This window comes from Enterococcus sp. AZ077, from assembly GCF_051714965.1.
In the GTDB taxonomy this organism is placed as follows: Bacteria; Bacillota; Bacilli; order Lactobacillales; family Enterococcaceae; genus Enterococcus_B; species Enterococcus_B hirae.
This window is the reverse complement of the sequence record NZ_JBIOSX010000001.1, coordinates 147,126-168,133: the sequence shown is the minus strand read 5'-3', so window position 1 is coordinate 168,133 and position 21,008 is coordinate 147,126. Positions and strand designations below refer to the sequence as shown.

The 21,008-nt window shown below is 37.4% G+C and carries 19 protein-coding genes and 1 pseudogene; 9 read left to right on the top strand and 11 right to left on the bottom strand.

Going from position 1 to position 21,008, the window contains the following annotated elements:
- Positions 1-101 precede the first annotated feature (101 nt).
- From IGL28_RS00825 to brnQ, 4 genes are all read left to right on the top strand, one after another.
- Entirely contained in the window at positions 102-1,697 is a 1,596-nt protein-coding gene (locus IGL28_RS00825) for an ABC transporter permease subunit (protein ID WP_081128330.1), read from the top strand.
- Positions 1,698-1,709: 12 nt separating this feature from the next.
- The gene (locus IGL28_RS00820; protein ID WP_010720365.1) at positions 1,710-2,450 is read left to right on the top strand and encodes an amino acid ABC transporter ATP-binding protein; all 741 of its coding nucleotides are present in this window, start codon (positions 1,710-1,712) and stop codon (positions 2,448-2,450) included.
- Between the two features lie 271 nt (positions 2,451-2,721).
- Positions 2,722-4,077 carry an amino acid permease gene (locus IGL28_RS00815; RefSeq protein ID WP_081128331.1) on the top strand — a complete coding sequence of 452 codons (1,356 nt, stop codon included), beginning with the start codon at positions 2,722-2,724 and terminating at the stop codon, positions 4,075-4,077.
- Between the two features lie 407 nt (positions 4,078-4,484).
- The gene (gene brnQ / locus IGL28_RS00810; protein ID WP_010736841.1) at positions 4,485-5,840 is read left to right on the top strand and encodes a branched-chain amino acid transport system II carrier protein; all 1,356 of its coding nucleotides are present in this window, start codon (positions 4,485-4,487) and stop codon (positions 5,838-5,840) included.
- A gap of 606 nt (positions 5,841-6,446) precedes the next feature.
- Here brnQ and IGL28_RS00805 read toward each other — a convergent pair.
- The 8 genes from IGL28_RS00805 to treR all read right to left on the bottom strand — a co-directional run bounded on the left by IGL28_RS00805 (position 6,447) and on the right by treR (position 11,764).
- The gene (locus IGL28_RS00805) at positions 6,447-6,782 is read right to left on the bottom strand and encodes a hypothetical protein (protein ID WP_081128333.1); all 336 of its coding nucleotides are present in this window, start codon (positions 6,780-6,782) and stop codon (positions 6,447-6,449) included.
- Between the two features lie 160 nt (positions 6,783-6,942).
- Positions 6,943-7,317: a hypothetical protein gene (locus tag IGL28_RS00800; RefSeq protein WP_010720369.1), complete on the bottom strand. Its 375-nt coding sequence runs from the start codon at positions 7,315-7,317 to the stop codon at positions 6,943-6,945.
- A gap of 136 nt (positions 7,318-7,453) precedes the next feature.
- A complete protein-coding gene (locus IGL28_RS00795; protein ID WP_081128334.1) occupies positions 7,454-7,918 on the bottom strand; it encodes a low molecular weight protein-tyrosine-phosphatase in 465 nt (154 codons plus the stop codon).
- Between the two features lie 13 nt (positions 7,919-7,931).
- A complete protein-coding gene (locus IGL28_RS00790) occupies positions 7,932-8,513 on the bottom strand; it encodes a TetR/AcrR family transcriptional regulator (protein WP_010720371.1) in 582 nt (193 codons plus the stop codon).
- A 92-nt stretch (positions 8,514-8,605) separates the two neighbouring features.
- Entirely contained in the window at positions 8,606-9,607 is a 1,002-nt protein-coding gene (ruvB, locus tag IGL28_RS00785; RefSeq protein ID WP_010720372.1) for a Holliday junction branch migration DNA helicase RuvB, read from the bottom strand.
- 12 nt (positions 9,608-9,619) lie between these two features.
- Positions 9,620-10,222, bottom strand: coding sequence for a Holliday junction branch migration protein RuvA (ruvA, locus tag IGL28_RS00780; protein WP_010720373.1), 603 nt, complete (start codon positions 10,220-10,222; stop codon positions 9,620-9,622).
- A 307-nt stretch (positions 10,223-10,529) separates the two neighbouring features.
- Complete coding sequence (gene msrB / locus IGL28_RS00775; protein WP_034698687.1) at positions 10,530-10,973, bottom strand: peptide-methionine (R)-S-oxide reductase MsrB; 444 nt, start codon at positions 10,971-10,973, stop codon at positions 10,530-10,532.
- A 77-nt stretch (positions 10,974-11,050) separates the two neighbouring features.
- Positions 11,051-11,764, bottom strand: coding sequence for a trehalose operon repressor (treR, locus tag IGL28_RS00770; protein WP_063626425.1), 714 nt, complete (start codon positions 11,762-11,764; stop codon positions 11,051-11,053).
- A gap of 233 nt (positions 11,765-11,997) precedes the next feature.
- Here treR and treP point away from each other — a divergent pair, with 233 nt between their 5' ends.
- The 5 genes and pseudogenes from treP (at position 11,998) to IGL28_RS00745 (ending at position 15,440) form a co-directional block, all read left to right on the top strand.
- Positions 11,998-13,983, top strand: coding sequence for a PTS system trehalose-specific EIIBC component (treP, locus tag IGL28_RS00765; RefSeq protein ID WP_081128336.1), 1,986 nt, complete (start codon positions 11,998-12,000; stop codon positions 13,981-13,983).
- Between the two features lie 59 nt (positions 13,984-14,042).
- Positions 14,043-14,129: a putative holin-like toxin gene (locus IGL28_RS00760; protein ID WP_081128401.1), complete on the top strand. Its 87-nt coding sequence runs from the start codon at positions 14,043-14,045 to the stop codon at positions 14,127-14,129.
- A 319-nt stretch (positions 14,130-14,448) separates the two neighbouring features.
- Complete coding sequence (locus IGL28_RS00755) at positions 14,449-14,568, top strand: putative holin-like toxin (protein ID WP_080704594.1); 120 nt, start codon at positions 14,449-14,451, stop codon at positions 14,566-14,568.
- Between the two features lie 313 nt (positions 14,569-14,881).
- Complete coding sequence (locus tag IGL28_RS00750) at positions 14,882-15,004, top strand: putative holin-like toxin (RefSeq protein ID WP_161306430.1); 123 nt, start codon at positions 14,882-14,884, stop codon at positions 15,002-15,004.
- Positions 15,005-15,298: 294 nt separating this feature from the next.
- Positions 15,299-15,440, top strand: a pseudogene (locus IGL28_RS00745) (putative holin-like toxin).
- Positions 15,441-15,664: 224 nt separating this feature from the next.
- On the opposite strand, the gene IGL28_RS00740 reads toward IGL28_RS00745, so the two are convergent.
- The 3 genes from IGL28_RS00740 to mutS form a co-directional block, all read right to left on the bottom strand.
- Positions 15,665-16,222 (bottom strand): Maf family protein, encoded by a 558-nt coding sequence (locus IGL28_RS00740; protein ID WP_010736833.1) that lies wholly within the window; start codon positions 16,220-16,222, stop codon positions 15,665-15,667.
- Between the two features lie 28 nt (positions 16,223-16,250).
- Complete coding sequence (gene mutL / locus IGL28_RS00735; RefSeq protein WP_081128402.1) at positions 16,251-18,350, bottom strand: DNA mismatch repair endonuclease MutL; 2,100 nt, start codon at positions 18,348-18,350, stop codon at positions 16,251-16,253.
- Between the two features lie 63 nt (positions 18,351-18,413).
- Entirely contained in the window at positions 18,414-20,996 is a 2,583-nt protein-coding gene (gene mutS, locus IGL28_RS00730; RefSeq protein ID WP_376116090.1) for a DNA mismatch repair protein MutS, read from the bottom strand.
- Positions 20,997-21,008 lie beyond the last annotated feature (12 nt).

The following is a 21,008-nucleotide window of genomic DNA, read 5'->3' as shown; positions in this document are numbered from 1 at the left end:
CTATCTGACAGTAAAATTAAGTTAGCTGAAGCGGAACTTCGCCCGTTTCATTCCTGATGAAATCGTCGAGCCGTATGTGTAAAAAGAAAAGGAGAAAGATTATGAAAAAAAGTTCAGTTACACTTACCCTATTGATGGCATTTATTTTTTCATTCTTCCCTGTAGGAAGTTTCGTGAATGCCGATGAGAAAACACCAACAGATGAGTTCCGTGTAGGTATGGAAGCGGGGTATGCCCCTTTCAACTGGTCACAGCAAACAGATGCCAACAACGCTGTACCGATCCAAGGTCAAAAAAGCTATGCTGGTGGTTATGATGTCCAAATTGCCAAAAAAGTTGCGGATGGATTAGGGAAAAAATTAGTCATCATGCAAACCAAATGGGATGGATTAGCCCCTGCGTTACAATCTGGCAAAATCGATGCGATCATTGCTGGGATGAGCCCCACAGCAGAACGTAAAAAAGAAATTGATTTTACCGATCCTTATTATGAATCACAACTTGTTGTAGTCGTCAAAAAAGATAGTAAATATGCCAATGCAAAAAGTTTGGCGGATCTATCAAATGCTAAGATTACTGCTCAATTGAATACTTTCCATTATAATGTCATCGATCAAATTCCTGATGTGCAAAAGCAACAAGCAATGGATAACTTCTCTGCGATGCGTACCGCTCTTGCTTCAGGTATGATTGATGGTTACGTCAGCGAACGACCTGAAGGGGTAACAGCAACTAGCGTCAATAAAGATTTAAAAATGTTAGAATTTACTGGTCAGAATGGTTTTCAAACAAATCCTGAAGATGTCCAAATCGCTATTGGAATGCGTAAAGGTGACCCAGATATCCAAAAAGTTAACCAAATTCTTAGCGGTATCTCTCAAAAAGAACGTACAGAAATTATGGATCAAGCAATCAAAGATCAACCCGCTTCAACAAATACAGAGGGAGAAAAAGCTGGTTTGTTCACTGATTTCAAAACGATTTGGGATCAATATGGGAATATGTTCCTTCGTGGTGCAGGACTTACGTTATTTATTGCATTGATTGGGACAGTTATTGGAACTACCTTAGGCTTGTTGATCGGTGTTTTCCGTTCTATTCCTGAGTCTGACAATGCCGTGACACGTTTCTTCCAAAAGTTAGCAAATTTACTACTATCGATTTATATTGAAATATTCCGTGGAACACCAATGATGGTTCAAGCTATGGTCGTCTTTTACGGATTAGCATTAGCCTTTGGAATCTCCCTTGATCGTACGATTGCTGCCTTATTCATCGTATCGATCAATACTGGTGCTTATATGACTGAAATCGTCCGTGGTGGTATTTTCGCTGTCGATGAAGGACAATTTGAAGCAGCGCAAGCAATTGGTATGACACATGGACAAACAATGCGAAAAGTAGTTGTTCCTCAGGTCTTACGTAACATCTTACCTGCGACCGGGAATGAATTTGTTATCAATATCAAAGATACAGCAGTCTTAAGTGTTATTGGTGTAGCTGATCTATTCTTCCAAGGGAACTCTGCTGCAGGAGCAAACTTCCAATTCTTCCAAACATTTACAATCGTAGGTATCATCTACTTGGTTATGACCTTTACGATTACCAGAATCTTGCGTGTAGTGGAGAAAAAAATCGATGGTCCTTCAGCCTATACAAAAATTGAAGAAGTTGACAACGCCAACTTGCAGGAATAAGGAGGAAGAATCATGAGTGAAGAAATCATTAAAATCAATCATTTAAGAAAAAGCTTTGGTGAAAATGAAGTATTAAAAGACATCAGCATGGATATCCATAAAGGTGAAGTTGTAACCATCATTGGTTCTTCTGGCTCTGGTAAATCAACTTTCTTACGCTGCATCAACCTTTTAGAAAAACCTACTGGTGGCGAAATTATGTATAATGGCGAAAATATTCTTGCGCCAAAATATAACTTGCCTAAATATCGAACAAATGTCGGAATGGTATTCCAATCGTTCAATCTTTTCAATAACATGAATGTCTTAGAAAACTGTATGTCTGGTCAGACGACTGTCTTAAAAAGAAACAAAGACGAAGCTCGTAAAGTCGCTCTTGAAAATCTAGAAAAAGTTGGAATGGAACGTTATATTGAAGCCAAACCTTCTCAATTATCAGGTGGTCAAAAACAACGTGTGGCAATCGCTAGAGCCCTCTCAATGGACCCAGATGTAATGTTATTTGATGAACCAACATCAGCACTTGATCCTGAGATGGTCGGAGAAGTCTTGAATACCATTCAAGACTTAGCTCACACTGGTTTAACGATGATTATCGTGACACATGAAATGGAATTTGCAAAAGATGTTTCTGATCGTGTCATCTTCATGGATAAAGGTGTTGTTGCTGAAGAAGGAACCTCTGATGATATTTTTGTTCATCCAAAAGAAGAACGTACCAAAGAGTTTTTATCACGTATCTTAAAAAAATAGAAGAAAGCCTTTATCCGAAACGACAGGTTCGTTTTGATAAAGGCTTTTCCTTTTTTGGGAAATGATTCACTATTTTCTCATGTTTATCTGCAATCTATTTGAACACCATTCATTAATTCATCAGTCGATCAGTCCTCTCTTCTTAGATTGATTGGTCTGATTGCATTTGTTTGAAAATGAATTTTTGAATATTTTCTGAATTAAGTTGTAATTTTTAGAAAATTCTATTAATATAGAAATTATCAAATTTTTTAGTTAGGATGATTAAACAATGGTTGAAGAGCAACAAGAACTACAGCGTGGACTTAAGAATAGACACGTTCAATTGATTTCGATTGGTGGTGCGATCGGAACAGGTCTTTTCTTAGGAGCAGGAAAAACGATTCAATTAGCTGGTCCCTCTATTTTACTGGCTTATCTTATTACCGGGTGCGTTTGCTTCTTTATTATGCGTGCCTTAGGTGAACTTTTATTATCTAATACAAATAATCATTCATTTCTTGATTTTGTTGCAGAATATCTTGGAAAAAAAGTTGCTTTCGTAACAGGTTGGACTTATTGGTTTTGTTGGGTTGCGATCGCTATGGCGGATTTGACAGCGATCGGGATGTATGTCCGTTACTGGGTTCCAGGAGTCCCACAATGGCTTCCTGAATTGATCGCTCTGATTTTACTGCTTGGTTTAAACATGGTGGCTGTTTCATTATTTGGTGAATTAGAATTTTGGTTTGCTTTGATCAAAGTCGTTTCCATTATTGCATTTATTATTGTTGGTATTTACATGATTCTTACCCATTACAAAACAAGTGCTGGACCTGCTAGTATCACCAATCTCTGGTCACATGGCGGCTTTTTCCCAACTGGTACAAAAGGATTCATTCTTTCCTTTCAGATGGTCACATTTGCCTTTACAGGAATCGAATTAGTCGGTTTGGTTGCTGGTGAGACCAAAAACCCTGAGAAAGTCTTACCCGAAGCTATCAATAATATTCCTATTCGAATCATTCTTTTTTACCTTGGTTCTTTGTTCGTTATCATGTCTATCTATCCTTGGAATAGCTTAGATGCGAACAACAGCCCATTTGTCGAAGTGTTTTCAGAAATTGGGATCACCATAGCCGCTTCTTTGATTAATTTAGTCGTATTGAGTGCTGCGGCTTCTGCTTGTAACAGCGCGATCTACAGTACAGGACGTATGTTACGCTCTCTTTCACAAGAAGGTAGCGCGCCTAAAAAATTCCATCAGTTGACTTCTCACCGTGTACCAGGAAATGCGTTAGTTTTTTCAACTATTGTGATTTTTATTTCCGTTATCCTAAATTATGTGATGCCTAGTGAAGTATTTACACTCGTCAGCAGTATTGCGACTACTTGCTTTTTATTTATCTGGGGAATACTCGTTTACACTCACTTAAAATATCGTAAAAGTATGTTAGGTAAAAAAGAGCATACGTTCAAAATGCCTTTTTATCCTTATAGTAATTTTCTTGTTTTTGCCTACATGATTTTCATTTGTCTAGTTTTATTTCTTGGCAAAGACACACGTATTGCCTTACTCTTAACTCCTGTTTGGTTTATTGGGTTATTGATCATTTATCGAATGAAATACGAAAAACAATCACTTTGAAATACTGACAACAATCCATACTAAAAAAAATAGATTGATAAAAGTATGTTAGGACTCTCTTTTTTATAAGCCGCAAAAAATCTTTAGAATATGAGATTGAGACAAAAGTGTTTCGCATCAAGAATAAGAAGGAATTTCCGAAGATGCCACTTTTGTCTCACCATTTATTCGGTTTTAGAGCTTCTAGAAGCGACTGAGGCAAGTTTTGGCTCAGCCTCCAGATTTTTTGGTCAATTACTTATAGAGCATCTCCCCTTCAATTACTCTCTCACAGAACCACTCAGGATATAATGATTATTTCAACTCAAGATCAATACTTTATACTCATTATTTGATTAGAAAAACATTGCTAAACTACGTTATTTTTGTTACTTTAAAAAAAGTATAAATAAGTAAAGGAGAAATCTATGACAAAAAAATTGACGTTCAAAGAAAGTATGTTTATCGGTTCAATGTTATTCGGTTTATTTTTTGGTGCTGGTAATTTGATTTTTCCCGTTCACATGGGACAAGAATCTGGCTCTGCCGTTTTCTGGGCCAATCTTGGCTTCTTAGTAACTGGGATCGGACTACCTTTTTTAGGTGTAATTGCCATCGGTGTTTCAAAAACATCAGGGGTTTATGAATTAGCAGAACGGATCGGCAAAAAATATGCTTTGGTTTTTACTGTTTTGCTTTACCTCGTCATCGGACCGTTTTTCGCCTTACCAAGATTAGCAACTACCTCTTTTGAAATTGGTTTAGCTCCATTTATCCAAGCCAAGCAACAACATGTATTTTTAGTTATTTTTAGTATTTTATTTTTCTTCACTGCTTGGTGGTTATCCAGACGGCCTACTAAAATCCTTGATTATGTAGGAAAATTCCTTAATCCTGCCTTTTTGATTTTACTAGGAATCTTGTTGGTACTTGCTTTTATTCATCCATTGGGTGCAATCGATCAAGCTACTGTCCAACCTAGTTATCAAGAACATGCTTTCTTTACTGGTTTTACTCAAGGATATAATACGTTAGATGCACTTGCTGCCTTAGCATTTGGTATCCTTATTGTTACTACGATTCGCAATATGGGCGTAACAAAGCCTTCTGAGATTGCTAAGGATACGATCAAATCTGGTGCAATCAGTATCGTTTTGATGGGAATCATCTACACATTACTTGCTTATGTGGGGACAATGAGTCTCGGTGGATTTGCTTTAAGTTCAAATGGCGGGATCGCACTAGCGCAAATCGCAGATCATTATTTAGGAACTTATGGCAGTATCTTGCTCGCTCTTATTGTGATCCTTGCTTGCTTAAAAACAGGGATTGGACTAATCACTGCTTTCGCAGAAACCTTTACCGATCTGTTTCCTAAAAGAAATTACATTGTATTTGTGACACTAGCTAGTGCACTTGCTTGTTTGGTCGCTACTGTGGGATTGACAAATATCATCCAAATTTCATTACCTGTCTTGATGTTTATTTATCCTTTAGCAATGACCTTGATCTTACTCGTTCTTGTGGGTCCATTGTTTAAACAACGTCCTGCTGTTTACCGCATGACCACTTATTTTACACTAATTGCTTCAATTTTAGACGGTTTAAATGCTTGCCCAGACGGAATCAAGCAAACCAGCTTTGTCAAAACGTTGTTAGACTTCGCAACGAATTATCTGCCATTCTTTAAATTAGGAATGGGTTGGATCGTCCCAGCATTGATTGGTTTAGTAATTGGCTTGATTTGGAGTATGGTTAAAAAAGAAACACCTGTTGTAGAGTAACGGCATCTAGGACGATCATTCTTCTAAAAGAAGGAACGGTGTACTATCATCACTTCTGTGAAATGAACAGAGCATATTTGAAGTAACTTTCCATTATTAGATTGCATCTAACAGTGGAAAAGTGCTTCAAATATGCTCTATTTATATATACAAGAAGGAACCTGTGTATTTTACTTCTATTTTCGGCTCTGAATTTTTTACTAAGTCATTAGAATCAACAGATAACTGACAAAATTACTTTTTGAATGAATCCATTGGATGTACTTAACTATTTAGTCAAATGGCTAGCAGAAATATATTTTCCTAAAAAAATTACCAACTTCCAAAAACTTTCGTCACAAAAAATTCACAACTCCTGAGTAATATATAAGCATACCAACAAACAACCCTAACAACACTTTTTCATTTTTAACTCCTTATCCTGCTAGCTCCCCGGCTAGCAGGACTTTTTTATTGAACTAGAAATGGCTGAGACAAGCCTGAAAAATAGTTTTGTCTCAACCATTTTGTGTTTTAGTTTATCTATCACCAACTAGCCAGCTTTTGTCATTCCTAATAGTCTTACCAATTTTTCAAAGTATCATTCTTGGTTTTCGTTTTATCGTATCAAAAAAAATGCCAATTCATCCAAGTAGGATTATGAAAACCTGTAAAGTAATAGAGGCATAAATAAATTACCCAAACACTGCCAACTAAGACATCGATTCGTTTTCCAACTTTAGATTTTACTGATTCTCCCAAGCCAACAAACACCATCATCAGACCAATCAAAAATAAATTTAATGCGTTTGTATAATAGTTATCCAAATCTGGAAATAGGACGAACACTATATTTAAAGAAACAACGATTGCAGCTGCAGAAAGGAATAAAGAATCAAATATATTCCATCCGGCTATCTTCCAATTTTTGGTCATATAATTAATCAAACGATTCTTTGGCACCCATAACACCTCTCTATTGATTGATAAAATCCATCTATCCTCATGACTTAATTATGTACTGCTCTAGTATTGATTTTAAGTTTTCTCTTCGCCAACATCATATGAAAAAAAGCAAAAAGCGACGGAAAATGAAGAATCTATTCCATCGCTTTTTTTGCTTCTATTTAGATAACCGCTCTTGATCTCCTGCTGGAGAAAGACTGGTGATTTTTTCGATTTGATCAATTGGAACCATTCGTATTTGTTGTTCCTTGTTTTGTAGGCGAATCATGACTACTTCTTTTTCAACATTTTTTGTAGCTACCCAGCCTGAAATCGTTTCGTACTTATTACTTTTTCGATTGGCTCTTACTTGTAAAATCACTAAACTATGTTGAGTAGCTGCTTTTTGCAGCTCTAAAACAAACTTTCCTTGCAAACGTACATTCTCTGCTATTTTTTCAGTGTCATTTACAAAAGAATCAAAAAGCTGATACGACGTATGCGTGACTAACTTGGTCAATTTCTTCATTGGTGATACTGTTTCTTCGTTCATTGAATGCACTCCTCCTTTAGCTAAGAAAGTGTTACTTAATTAACTATATTCTACCTAAGATTTAACGAAATAACAAGAATATTATCTATACTGAGCAACGAAAAGAAAGCGTTACCTATATAGATATATCGTTATTTTATTTATCTTTTTTCCATTCTTGCATCCAATACTTGAGCCCTTCAGTCAATAATTGGTAAGTTTCGTCAAAGTTATCGGTATAGTATGGATCAGGAACATTTTGTGTTTCTTTTCCAGGAACCCGACTTAAAAATAAATGGATCTTATGTTGTGCGTCGGTCGGTGCCATCCGTTGTAAATCCTCTACGTTAGATTGATCCATGCCAATGATCCAATCAAATCGTTGAAAATCTTCTTCTGTGATTTGGCGTGCAATCATTTGACTCGTATCCACGTTCTCAATTTCTAAAATTTTCTTTGTTCCTTTATGAGGTGAACGCCCCACTTCATAAGTGCTTGTCGCTGCAGAATCAATCAAAAATCGATCAGATTGTCCGTCTTCAGCTACCATTTTCTTCAACAAACCTTCTGCCATTGGTGAACGGCAAATATTTCCTAGACATACAAATAAAACTTTCGTCATGTTTGCTCTCCTTCTAATCATTTGTTTCCAGCTCTTCTTTTGCATACAACCGATAGGAATATAATTCTGTATCTTTGGCTAAGCGGAACAATTGGACAGCGATTTCTAGAGGCGTCTCTTCGTAATCATGTGTAATCCAATTGATTAGAACCCCACTACATCCATAAGAAAAAAAACGAGCATAAAACAATTTGTCCGCTTTTGATAACTGCTTTTCTTCATCCATTTGATCAAAAATCTTAATAAATGATTGCTGGATAACAGCAGTAAACTCTTTTTGTAGTATTTCTTGGTCAGATGTAACAGTGTTCGCATAAAATTCTTTTTGTGCAGCAATTGCCTTCAACATTTTTAATGCTTGCTCTTCCCAGTTGTCTAAAGAAAGAGAATGAGGATCTAAATAGCATAAACAATCTTCGTAATACACCCATCGCAACAAATCGTATTTATCTGTAAAATGGTAGTAAAATGTTTGGCGATTGATGCCTGCCTCATGGGCGATTTTCTGTACACTGATCTTTTGAAAAGACTGCTTTTGACATAAATCAATCAATACGTTTTTAATCAATTGCTTAGTATGCGGTGTATCGCCCATCTCATCATCTCCTATCTTCTTTACAAAGACTTCTAGTTCTACGATTTTCTTGAAAAAGTATTTATATGGACAGTCGATTCAAGTATCCTTTTTTATACTTGATAATCATATCCAAAATGTTCATAGGCATATGGTGTGGCGATCCTTCCACGAGGTGTCCGTTTCAAGAAACCTTTTTGGATCAAAAAAGGTTCATACATATCTTCAACAGTTTCTCTTTCTTCACCAATATTGACAGATAACGTACTCAATCCAACCGGTCCGCCACCATATAATTCAATCATCGTACGTAATAGTTTCTGATCGACATAATCCAAACCTGCCTGATCGACTTGTAACAACGTTAATGCTTGATCGGCAATGGTTTGATTGATCTTGCCATCTCCCTGTACTTGTGCAAAATCACGTACCCTTTTTAACAAGCGGTTAGCAATCCGTGGTGTTCCTCTTGAACGTCTAGCAATTTCCAGTGCACCTTCTTCAATGATCTCTGTTTGAAAAATATCAGCAGAACGAATCACGATTTCTCTTAAATCAGCTTCTTCATAATATTCCATATGAGAAATGATCCCAAATCGATCACGAAGTGGCGCTGAAAGCATACCTGCACGAGTTGTTGCGCCAATTAATGTAAAAGGTGGTAAAGGAAAATGAACAGGATGAGCAGTTGGTCCTTGTCCAACCATGATGTCCACGTAAAAATCTTCCATGGCAGAATAAAGCATCTCTTCTGCTACTCGAGGTAATCGATGAATTTCATCAATAAATAAAACATCGCCAGCTTCTAACTCATTTAAAATAGCGACTAGATCTCCAGGTCGCTCGATTGCGGGACCACTAGTTGTTCGTATATTGACTGCCATTTCATTCGCAATCACCATTGCCATTGTCGTTTTCCCTAATCCAGGCGGACCATATAACAAAACGTGATCCAATGGTTCTTCCCTGTGACGGGCAGCTTCAATATATATTTTGAGTTCCTGTTTCACTTTCTTTTGACCAATATATTGGGAAAGTAACCGTGGACGGAGGGTCTTTTCTAAACTTAATTCATTCTCGCCCGTTTCAGGGGATAATAACTGTTCATCGGTCATCATTTTCCCTCCTTATTTTTTCATCATTAATTTTAAAGCTTGGCGTAAGTATTCATCTGTTGTGAGATTTTCTACTTCTTTTAGTTGTTTCTCGACCCGCTTGACCTCTTTATCACTATATCCAAGTGCTGATAAAGCTTCCATTGCTTCTGATAATGCCGTCGCATCTTGTGCTGTACTTTCATCAAATAAATTGAAGGGCGTATCAATACTTAATTCGCCAAATTTTCCTTTTAAATCTAAAATCATTTGTTGAGCTGTTTTTTTACCCACACCAGGGAATTTGGTCAGATAAGTCACATCCCCTGTTTCAACCGCTTGAATCAATCCTGAATGATCATCACTAGCCATAATCGCTAAGGCACTTTTTGGTCCAATTCCTGAAACACTAACTAACCTTAAAAATAATTGTTTTTCTTCTAAAGAATCAAATCCGTACAGAAGATGTGCATCTTCTCGAATGACCTGATGGACGTAAAGTTTGATTTCTTTGTTTAGCTTACTACTATAACGATAGGGATTGCCTAATGCAATTTGATAACCGATCCCATTTGTTTCGATTACTAAATAATAAGGATTGATAAAGGTTACTACACCTGTAAGATATTCATACATCTGTTATCCTCTTTCTTTCACACACATATGTTCGCATATTTTCTTCCATTGTAGCATACTTTTTCTTTTGAAAAAAGAGAACAGAAGATCGAGCTACGCTTCTCCTTTTTAACGTAAGTTTATCAAGGTTTTTAGGATAAACATTTTTTGCAAGAGATTTTAATTTGAACGATCAGAGTTTCAGCACTTTCCTCAAAACAAAGGATCAATATTCAGGAAACAACGCTTCAATAAAGATAAATAAGAAAAAACCTTGAAACAATCAAAAATTGTCTCAAGATTTTTTACCCAAAAATAAAGCTCTTCCTTATTCAACTTGTGATAGATATTCTCCATATCCTTGTTCTTCCATTTCTTCATATGGAATAAACTTTAAAGCCGCAGAATTGATGCAATAACGTAGTCCGCCTTTTTCAGCAGGACCATCATTGAATACATGTCCTAAATGAGAATCTGCTTGACTGCTTCGCACTTCCACTCGGTGCATACCATGAGAAAAGTCGGCCTTTTCTTTAATATCTTTTCTAGTGATTGGTTTACTGAACGCCGGCCAGCCACATCCCGCATCGTATTTTTCGGCTGAGCTAAACAATGGTTCCCCACTGACAATATCGACATAGATCCCTTTTTCATAGAAATCATCATATTTCCCACTAAATGGTCTTTCTGTTGCGTTTTCTTGCGTCACAGCATATGAAATTGGAGATAATTCCTCTTTTAAATCACGCTCATTTTTCTTGAAATCGCCCACTAAAAACGCCTCCTTTTTCTTTTAATCATAACGACAAAAGTATCAGAAGCAAACATTCTGCTCATAGTAATAATTGCTTAGACTTTACGACGTCTAGCAAACTCGACGAAACGAAATTTATCTAAACGGTGAATTGATTCTGTATACTCGAAACACCTTGTATCTTCGAGGTGAACCAGTCCTCTTACTACCACGACATAGCGATCTCCATGTAGATCCATCATCTCTTCGATTTCAGGAGTTACTTCTTCAACGGTAATTTCTTTCTGGGCGTAAGCAATCGTTAGTTGCAATTCATTTTCAAAGTATTCGTAGATCGAGCCAGCAGCTTGTGTTGCTGTTAAAGTTGGTACCACATTTTTTAATAAATAATCACGATCTAATATAACCACTTCTCCATTGATTTTCCTTTGACGAACCAAATGCCAAACCGGCGTTTTTTTCTTCCAGCCTGTTATTTCACTCAATGATTGGTCCACTTCTGTTTCTTCGATTAATTGAACGATGGTTTCACTTGGGATTCGTTGTGTTTCCTGTAATTCTTTGTAGCTTGTTAATCCTGCAATTGGAAAATCAAATCGATTGCGGTCTAAAACAATCGAACCCTTTCCTTGTTTCTTTTGGATATAACCTTCAGTCGTTAACAGGTTAAGCGCTTTTCGAATTGTTTCTCGTGAAACACCATAAATTTGAATCAGCTGATTTTCACTAGGGAGCAAAGTATGCGGAGGGTATTGTTGATCCAAAATTTTTTGCTCTAAATCTAAAAAAATTTCATTAAATTTATTCATTACATTTCCTCCACTTAATATTCAATTTCTTTTATTCGCATATAAACTATACTACAGCTTTTTTGTTATTTCAATCGCCCCCTCTTTTCACATATCCCTACACTAAGCCAAGTGTAACGATTACATTTTTTCATTTTTCGATTGTAAAACGCTTGCAATAGTAGGAAGAAACAAGTATAGTATGGATAAGATAACTTGTGTATACAAGTTTAAAAAGAAAGGGGTTTATTCCTATGGCAAAGTACCAAGCAGATGCTGAGAAACTGTTAAAGGAAATTGGTGGAAAGGAAAATATTGCTGCAGTTAGTCATTGTGCCACTCGGATGCGCTTTGTCTTAAATGATCCAAAAAAAGCCAATGAAGAAGCAATCGAAGATATTCCTAGTGTGAAAGGGATGTTTACCAATGCTGGGCAATTCCAAGTCATTATTGGTAACGATGTTTCAACCTTTTACAACGACTTCGTTGCTGTATCAGGTGTTGAAGGCGTATCCAAGGAGCAAAGTAAAGTTGCTGCTAAACAAAATCTCCACCCTGTCCAACGAGCAATCGCTGTTTTGGCAGAAATTTTTACACCATTGATTCCAGCCATTATCGTAGGGGGACTGATTTTAGGTTTCCGGAACGTATTAGAAGGAATCCAATTTGAAAGTCTTGGTGGAACAATTGTTGAACACTCTCAATTTTGGAACGGCGTAAACGGCTTTTTATGGCTACCTGGCGAAGCAATTTTCCATTTCTTACCAGTTGGTATCACTTGGAGTATCGCGAAAAAAATGGGCACTACACAAATATTAGGAATTGTTTTAGGGATTACGTTAGTTTCACCGCAATTATTAAATGCCTATAGTGTCGCATCAACAGCTGCGGCTGATATTCCATTTTGGGATTTTGGTTTTGCTCAAGTTGATATGATTGGTTATCAGGCACAAGTCATTCCAGCGATGCTTGCTGGATTTATGTTAGCTTATCTTGAAATTTTCTTCCGTAAATATATTCCACAGTCGATTTCTATGATATTTGTTCCATTGTTCTCTCTACTCCCAACAGTCTTAGCTGCCCATGTCATCTTAGGGCCTGTGGGTTGGACAATCGGTAGTTGGATCTCAAATATTGTTAATACTGGCTTGACTTCTTCAATCAGTTGGTTATTTAGTGCCGTCTTTGGTTTCTTATATGCACCTTTAGTAATCACCGGCTTACACCATATGACGAATGCAATTGATATGCAATTGATTGCCGATTTCGGCTCTACGAATCTTTGGCCAATGATTGCTTTATCAAATATCGCACAAGGTTCGGCAGTTCTTGCGATCATCTTCTTACATCGCGGAAATAAAAAAGAAGAACAAATCTCGATTCCAGCAATGATTTCTTGTTATCTAGGGGTAACTGAACCTGCAATGTTTGGGATCAATCTAAAATATGTTTACCCATTTGTTGCCGCAATGGTTGGTTCAGGTTTAGCTGGAATGTTTGCCAACTTGATGAATGTACGTGCTAATGCAATTGGTGTTGGTGGACTACCTGGTATTCTAGCTATCCAAGCAGAAACTTGGGTTCCGTTCATCATTTCTATGATCATTGCAGTTATTGTTCCATTTGGTTTAACCGTAATCTTCAGACGTCAAGGGATCTTAAATAAAATCGATCCTGCTGTACCCGTAGAAAACACAACTGGCTTACAACTACAAACAGCTGATGGAAACAACGTTTCACCACAAAAATTTGAAGCTGCCAATGCAACAGCAGTTTCTACTCCGACAGAAGAGTTATTCGCTGTAGCAGATGGACAAATCAAGGAAATCACCGAAGTAGCAGATCCTGTTTTTGCTCAAAAAATGATGGGTGAAGGTTATGCTGTACTACCTTCCAACGAAAAAGTTTATGCTCCAGTCGCTGGTAAAGTAACAAATATTTTTGATACACAACATGCGATTGGTCTTTTAACTAATGAAGGTCTGGAAGTTCTCGTTCATATGGGTCTAGATACTGTCGAATTGAATGGGCTACCTTTTACGATCCATGTAAGAGAAGGCGATTCAGTCACGCCAAAAACACAACTAGCCGACATGGACCTCACAGCAATTGAGCAGGCTGGGAAGAAAACGGACATCTTAGTTGTATTAACAAATAATGAAAAAGTTGCTGCCTTAACATTAGATCAAACAGGTCTCGTTCGTCATAGCGAAAAAATTGGAAAAGCGCAACTAAAATAAAAAATACTACTATATGAAAAATAACCTGAAAAAATTCTTTTAGTGAATTTTTTCAGGTTATTTTTCACTCTTTAAGCGTTGGTACGTTCACCATCGCTTTAGTCAGTTTGATCGTCACTATGCTTAAAAACGACAAAAAGAAATAGCCGTCACTTTAACCGAAGTCTGGCTATTTCTCTTTGAAATATCTGATTAAACGGTCACCGTCTTTCGCGGTGCTGTCCAGGGGAGTTGTTGGTCGCAACTCCTCTTTCGTTTTTATTATACCAGTTACTTTAGGTATTTACAACGTTCTTAAAGATAGAATCCCTCTTAAAAACCCTAAATAAAAATAACGTTTTTATGTTTTAAAAAGTACGTTTCTCGTGGCGCTAATATGCTACAATAAACTCGACAGTAAAGTGGATCGACGGTGGCAACTTCTCACAAAGGTGGTGGTGCTTATGGGAATAAGTACTAAAATCTATGAAAGGAGTTCGCTTTTTGTCCGCATATGAGATCGTTCAAACCATGCTTGGCTTTGGTACTTTCACCATCGCTTTAGTCAGTTTGATCGTTACTATGCTTAAAAACGACAAAAAATAGCCGTCACTTTAGCAGGAGACTGGCTATTTTTTGTAAAATAAAAATTCGCCACCGTCTTTTGCGGTGCTGTCCAGGGGAGTTGTTGGACGCAACTCCTCTTTCGTTTTCATTATACCAATTACTTCAGGTATTTACAACTTTCGCAAAGATAGAATTCCTCTTAAAAAACCCTAAATAAAAATAACGTTTTTATGTTTTAAAAAGTACGTTTTTCGTGGCGACAATGTGCTACAATAAACTCGACAGTAAAGTGGATCGACGGTGGCAACTTCTCACAAAGGTGGTGGTGCTTATGGGAATAAGTACTAAATCTATGAAAGGAGTTTGCTTTTTGTCCGCATACGAGATCGTTCAAACCATGCTTGGCTTTGGTACGTTCACCATCGCTTTAGTCAGTTTGATCGTTACTATGCTTAAAAACGACAAAAAGAAATAGCCGTCACTTTAGCGAGTATAGCTATTTCTTTTTGAACTATTAAACTAATTCGCCACCGTCTTTCGCGGTGCTGTCTAGAGGAGTTGTTAGCGCAACTCCTCTTTCGTTTTCATTATACCAATTCCTTCAGGTATTTACAACTTTCGTAAAGATAGAATTCCTCTAAAAAAACCTAAATAAAAATAACGTTTTTATGTTTTATAAAACACGTTTCTCGTCGCGATAATGTGCTACAATAAACTCGACAGTAAAGTGGATCGACGGTGGCAACTTCTCACAAAGGTGGTGGTGCTTATGGGAATAAGTACTAAAATCTATGAAAGGAGTTCGCTTTTTGTCCGCATATGAGATCGTTCAAACCATACTTGGCTTTGGTACGTTCACCATCGCTTTAGTCAGTTTGATCGTCACTATGCTTAAAAACGACAAAGAATAGCCGTCACTTTAGCGGGAGACTGGCTATTCTTATTCTTTGTCGAATATTTAAATTCAACCGCCACCGTCTTTCGCGGTGCTGTCTAGAGGAGTTGTTGATCGCAACTCCTCTTTCGTTTTGATTATACCAATCACTCATACACTTTGCAATTCTAAATATGACTGAAAGTAGCGGACACAAACTTGAACGATCCTATCTCAATTTCTGATTTTCGTCAACTGCAGCTACATAAATTTTTTCAAACCTTGGTAAACTGCACCGATTGGAAATCCAACAATACTGTAATAGTCGCCTTGGATCTCTTTAACAAATGCACCTGCAAAACTTTGAATACCATACGCACCTGCTTTATCCATATAATCACCGGTTGCTAAATAGGCTTCGATATCCTTAGTTGTCAAAGGATAAAAGGTCACCTTAGCTTGTGCTAAGATTTTTTCTTCTTGATCACCTTTCGTCAGCACCACGGCTGTATATACTTCATGCGTTTTCCCACTAAGTTTTTGAAGGATAGCTTTTGCCTCTTGTTCATCCGCTGGTTTACCGATGATCTCATCATTGAAAACAACTGTCGTGTCACTTGCAATCACCAATACATCATTATCGTATTGATGTTTGACTACTTTTGCCTTTTCAGTTGCCATTCGCTCAACATAATTTTTAGGTTTTTCTTGAACAAAAGGTGTTTCATCGATATCAGCCGGATGAACATCAAATGCACTAACCAGTCGCCCTAATAATTCTTTTCTTCTAGGGGACTGCGAAGCTAACACAATTTTCATCTGTTTCTTCTCCTTTTCATGAGACTCATTAATGTGGATCTTGGATGCGTTTAAACATTCTTTCCATATCTGAATTAGTAAAATGGATCAACACAGGGCGTCCATGAGGACAATTAAAAGGATTTTCACATTGGGCTAAGTCCTTCAATAAAACCCTCGCCTGAGCTTCATTCAAATAATGATTTGCCTTGATTGAACGTTTACAGCTCATCATGATTGCTGTGGCTTCTCTAAATTTCTTCACGCTGACACTACCCGTTGTTAACAACATATCGATCATTTCTCGAATAATCGCTTCTTCCTCTCCAGCTGGATACCAAGTAGGATGTGCTCTGACGATAAAACTATTTTGACCGAATTCTTCTAGATAAATACCTGCTTCTTCAAGCAATTGTTTTTTCTCTTTCAGTTTCAAAGCATCACTATTGGGATAATCTAATACAAACGGCACAAGTAGTTCTTGTAGATCGTTAGAAACTTCGCCAATTTTTTCTCGAAAATATTCATACTTGATTCGTTCTTGCGCTGCATGTTGATCAATAATGTATAAGCCATCCTGACTTTGAGCAAACAAGTACGTTCCATGCATTTGTCCAAAATATTCTAATTGTGGAAAGCGTTGTGTTACCTGCTCATTTTCTAATTTCTGAATCGCTTGATCTAATGAGCGCCCATTTTGACTTAAATCAAACTCTGGATGTAGCGCTAAATCCTCACGATAAACTGTTTCTGAAGAAGTTTCTTCTTCAGCTGTTGTTTCATGCTCGTTGGAAAAGTTTTCAACAGTGGATAACTCATTTTCACTCTTATCCACTGGTTTTTCTACATAGTTATCAACAATATCACCAGAGTTATCCACTGTTTTTCTTTTGCTTTCTGGATAACTAGTAGTTTCTTCAGAAAACACAGGAGAGTTTTCAACATTATCCACAGACTTATCAACAGATTCATGCACAAACTCGCTTTTTTCTTCCGCTACAAAAAATGTTCCGGTTGTTTGATCAAAATTCAAGCTTTGCGGTTTCTTAGGTTTCGCTTCTTCAAAAGCGTAAGATAAATCAATTTCGATTTGTTCCGCTTTTGGTTGATCAGCAACCTTTTTCTTGAATCGCAAGTTGTCAGCTGCACTGGGAATTAAGTTCTCCTGTACCAATGCTTTTTGAATCGCTTGAGTAATTAGCTCAGTTAATTCCTGTTCCTTCGATAAACGAACTTCTTGCTTTGTTGGATGGACGTTCACATCCACTAACAATGGATCCATTTTGATTTCCAGTACAGCGATTGGGAATCGCCCTACCATTAGTTTTGAACCATAGCCGGCTACAATTGCTTTATTCAAGGAAAAATTTTTAATAAAACGTCCATTAATGATGGTTGAAAGATAATTACGACTAGCACGAGTCACTTCAGGTAAAGAAATATAACCGAAGATTTCAAAATCTAAATCTTTCGCTTCAATCTTCAACATTTTCTTTGCTGTATTCAACCCATAGATTCCGGCAATCGTTTGTTTCAATTCGCCATTTCCTGAAGTTGCTAACATCTTATTCCCATCATGGACTAATCGAAAAGCAATTGCCGGGTGACTTAAGGCTAAGCGATTCACAATATCACCGATATTCGCTAATTCAGTATGCAACGTTTTAACATATTTTAAGCGTGCTGGTGTATTAAAGAAAAGATTGCTGACTGTGATTTTCGTTCCTTGCCTTAAAGGAGCTGGGCGGTGTTCCATTACCGCACCTCCCTTAAGCTCTAAATAGGTTCCTTGCGTTTCTTCTTGATTGGCTGTTTCTACCGTCATCTCTGAAACAGAAGCAATACTAGGCAATGCTTCTCCTCGAAACCCAAGCGTACGAATTCGGAAAAGGTCGTCACGATTGTGGATTTTACTTGTTGCATGACGTTTAAAGGCATTCTCAACATCTTCTGTCAAAATACCTTCTCCATTATCAATCACTTGGATCGTTTTTAATCCTGCTTCTTCAACTAAAATATCGATTTGACTACTTCCTGCATCTATGGCATTTTCCACAAGTTCTTTGACTACCGAGGCTGGACGTTCGACAACTTCACCGGCTGCGATTTGATTGGCTAAGCGTTCTGATAATTCTTGGATTTTCGCCATCATTCTACGCCTTCTTCCTATATAGTATTTATAGTGAGCTTACTCTTCTTATTTATCGTTGATTTACAGCTGTTTTTTCAATTCATAGAGTTGATTCAATGCATCCATTGGTGTCATTTCTAACAGATTCATTTGTTTCAATGTAGAAATAACTGCTGTTTCGGCATCGCTTAATTCACTGAACAAGGACAGTTGTTGCGTTTCTTCTTGTTCTATCGATGCAGTATCAGTTACTGGTTGTGCTATTGCTTCAAGCGGCTCACTTGTAACAGCCACGGAATGATGGCTCACTTCTCCTGATTCTAATGTATGCAAAATATCTGCAGCTCTTGCTAATAAATTAGAAGGTAGCCCTGCAATTTTCGCTACATGGATCCCATAGCTTTTATCAGCTGGGCCATCCATCATCTTATGCAAAAATACTACTTCGCCGTCTTTTTCAACAGCTCCTACATGTACATTTTTTAATTGAGGTAATTCTTCCTCTAGAACTGTTAACTCATGGTAATGTGTAGAAAAGAGCGTTTTTGCTTGTACATGTTGATGGATATATTCAATGATCGCTTGAGCTAATGCCATTCCATCATAAGTCGCAGTTCCTCTACCTAATTCATCAAAAAGAATTAAGCTGTTTGGTGTCGCATGCCGCAACGCTTGATTGGCTTCCATCATTTCCACCATGAACGTACTTTGTCCAGCAATCAAGTCATCACTTGCACCAATCCGGGTAAAAATCCGATCAAAAATTGGTAAGATCGCTTTTTGCGCAGGGACGAAGCACCCCATTTGAGCCATTAAAACAGTTAATGCTAACTGACGCATATACGTACTTTTCCCTGACATATTCGGTCCAGTTATCAATAAAATCATTTCGTCTTCAGCCATATCCACACTATTGGGAATATATTCTTGATGTCCTAATACTTTTTCAACGACTGGGTGCCGACCTTCTTGAATCAGTAATTGGTGTCGATCCGAGACCATCTCAGGACGAACATATTGGTATCGCTCACTGATCGTAGCAAAACTTTGCAGAACATCGGCTGTACTGATTGATTTTGCTAAAATTTGTAATGGTTTGATCGCTTTTTTGACTTCTTCTCTCACTGCTAAAAACAGCTGATATTCCAAATCAACAGACTTTTCTTCTGCTTCTAAAATTTGCGTCTCTAACTCTTTTAATTCTGGTGTGATAAAACGCTCTGCATTGGCCAATGTTTGTTTACGTTCATATTTTTCCAGTTCAACATTTGCCAGATTCGCTTTAGTGATTTCGATATAATAACCAAATACACGATTAAAGCCAACTTTTAAATTTTTGATCCCAGTCTGCTGACGTTCTCTTGCTTCTAACTCTGCTAGCCACTGCTTCCCATTAGTCATCGCAGAACGGTACGTATCTAACTGATCATTAAATCCATCTTTAATGATATTCCCCTCAGTAATTTGTAGGGGCGGGTCTTCTTGAATTGCTTGATCAATCAAATGAACCAGATCATCCATCGGTTGCATTTCCTTCAATAAGTCAGTCCACTGACCTTGATCGATCCCTTCGATCAGTTGACGAATCAACGGTACTTGTTCTAAAGAAGTCTTTAATTGAATCAAGTCACGCCCGTTGACATTTCCAAAAGCCACTCTTCCTGCTAGGCGTTCTAAATCATAAACCTTCGTCAATGCACTTTGTAGATCAAGTCGTTCAAAATAGCTATTCAAAAGAGAAGCTACCATTTCTTGTCGTGCCTTGATTTGATTGAGTTGAATCAGCGGACGGTCAAGCCATTGTTTCAGTAAACGCCCGCCCATAGCTGTTTTCGTTTCATCTAGCAACCATAAAAGCGTGCCGTGTTTTTTTCCTGTACGTATGGACTGGCTTAGTTCGAGGTTAAACTTAGAATAGTAATCCATTTTCAAATAGTGATCCGGTTGATACTCGATCGCTTTTTGGATATGCGCAAGACTTCTTTTTTGTGTCACTGCTAAATAAGTAAGTAATTTTCCGGTCACTTCTTTTTCAAGTGGATCGGATAGCTCACTGGTTAAGAAATTAAACTCTGCATTTTCTTCACTTGTTTCTTGTTTTGAGAAAACTAATCCTAATCGATTCTTTAATTGCTCAGCAAGTTTTTCACTAATTTCATTTCCTAAAACAAGTTCTTTTGTTTGCAAAGCCGTCGTTTCGTTCAGTACAGCTTCTTCATCAAACAAATGAGCAGTTTTTAACTCCCCTGTGCTTAAATCAGCGTAGGCAAATCCAAATTCGTTGCCTTGGCTAACAATTGCTGTCAAAAAATTATTGTCTTTAGCAGATAGTCCCTTACTATCCATGACTGTTCCAGGTGTTACTAATTGAATCACTTCACGTTTAACCATCCCTTTGGTGGTCTTAGGATCTTCTACTTGTTCACAAATAGCCACTTTATAGCCTTTTTCAATTAAAATATCAATATAGCCTTGTGCTGCATGATGGGGTACCCCACACATTGGAATTGGTTCGTCTGCATTACGATTCCTGCTGGTTAATGTTAACTCTAAAATTTGAGACGCATTGATGGCATCTTCATAAAATAATTCATAAAAATCACCTAAACGATAGAACAAAAAAGCATCTTGGTATTGGGCCTTGATGCTTAAATATTGTTCCATCATTGGAGTATT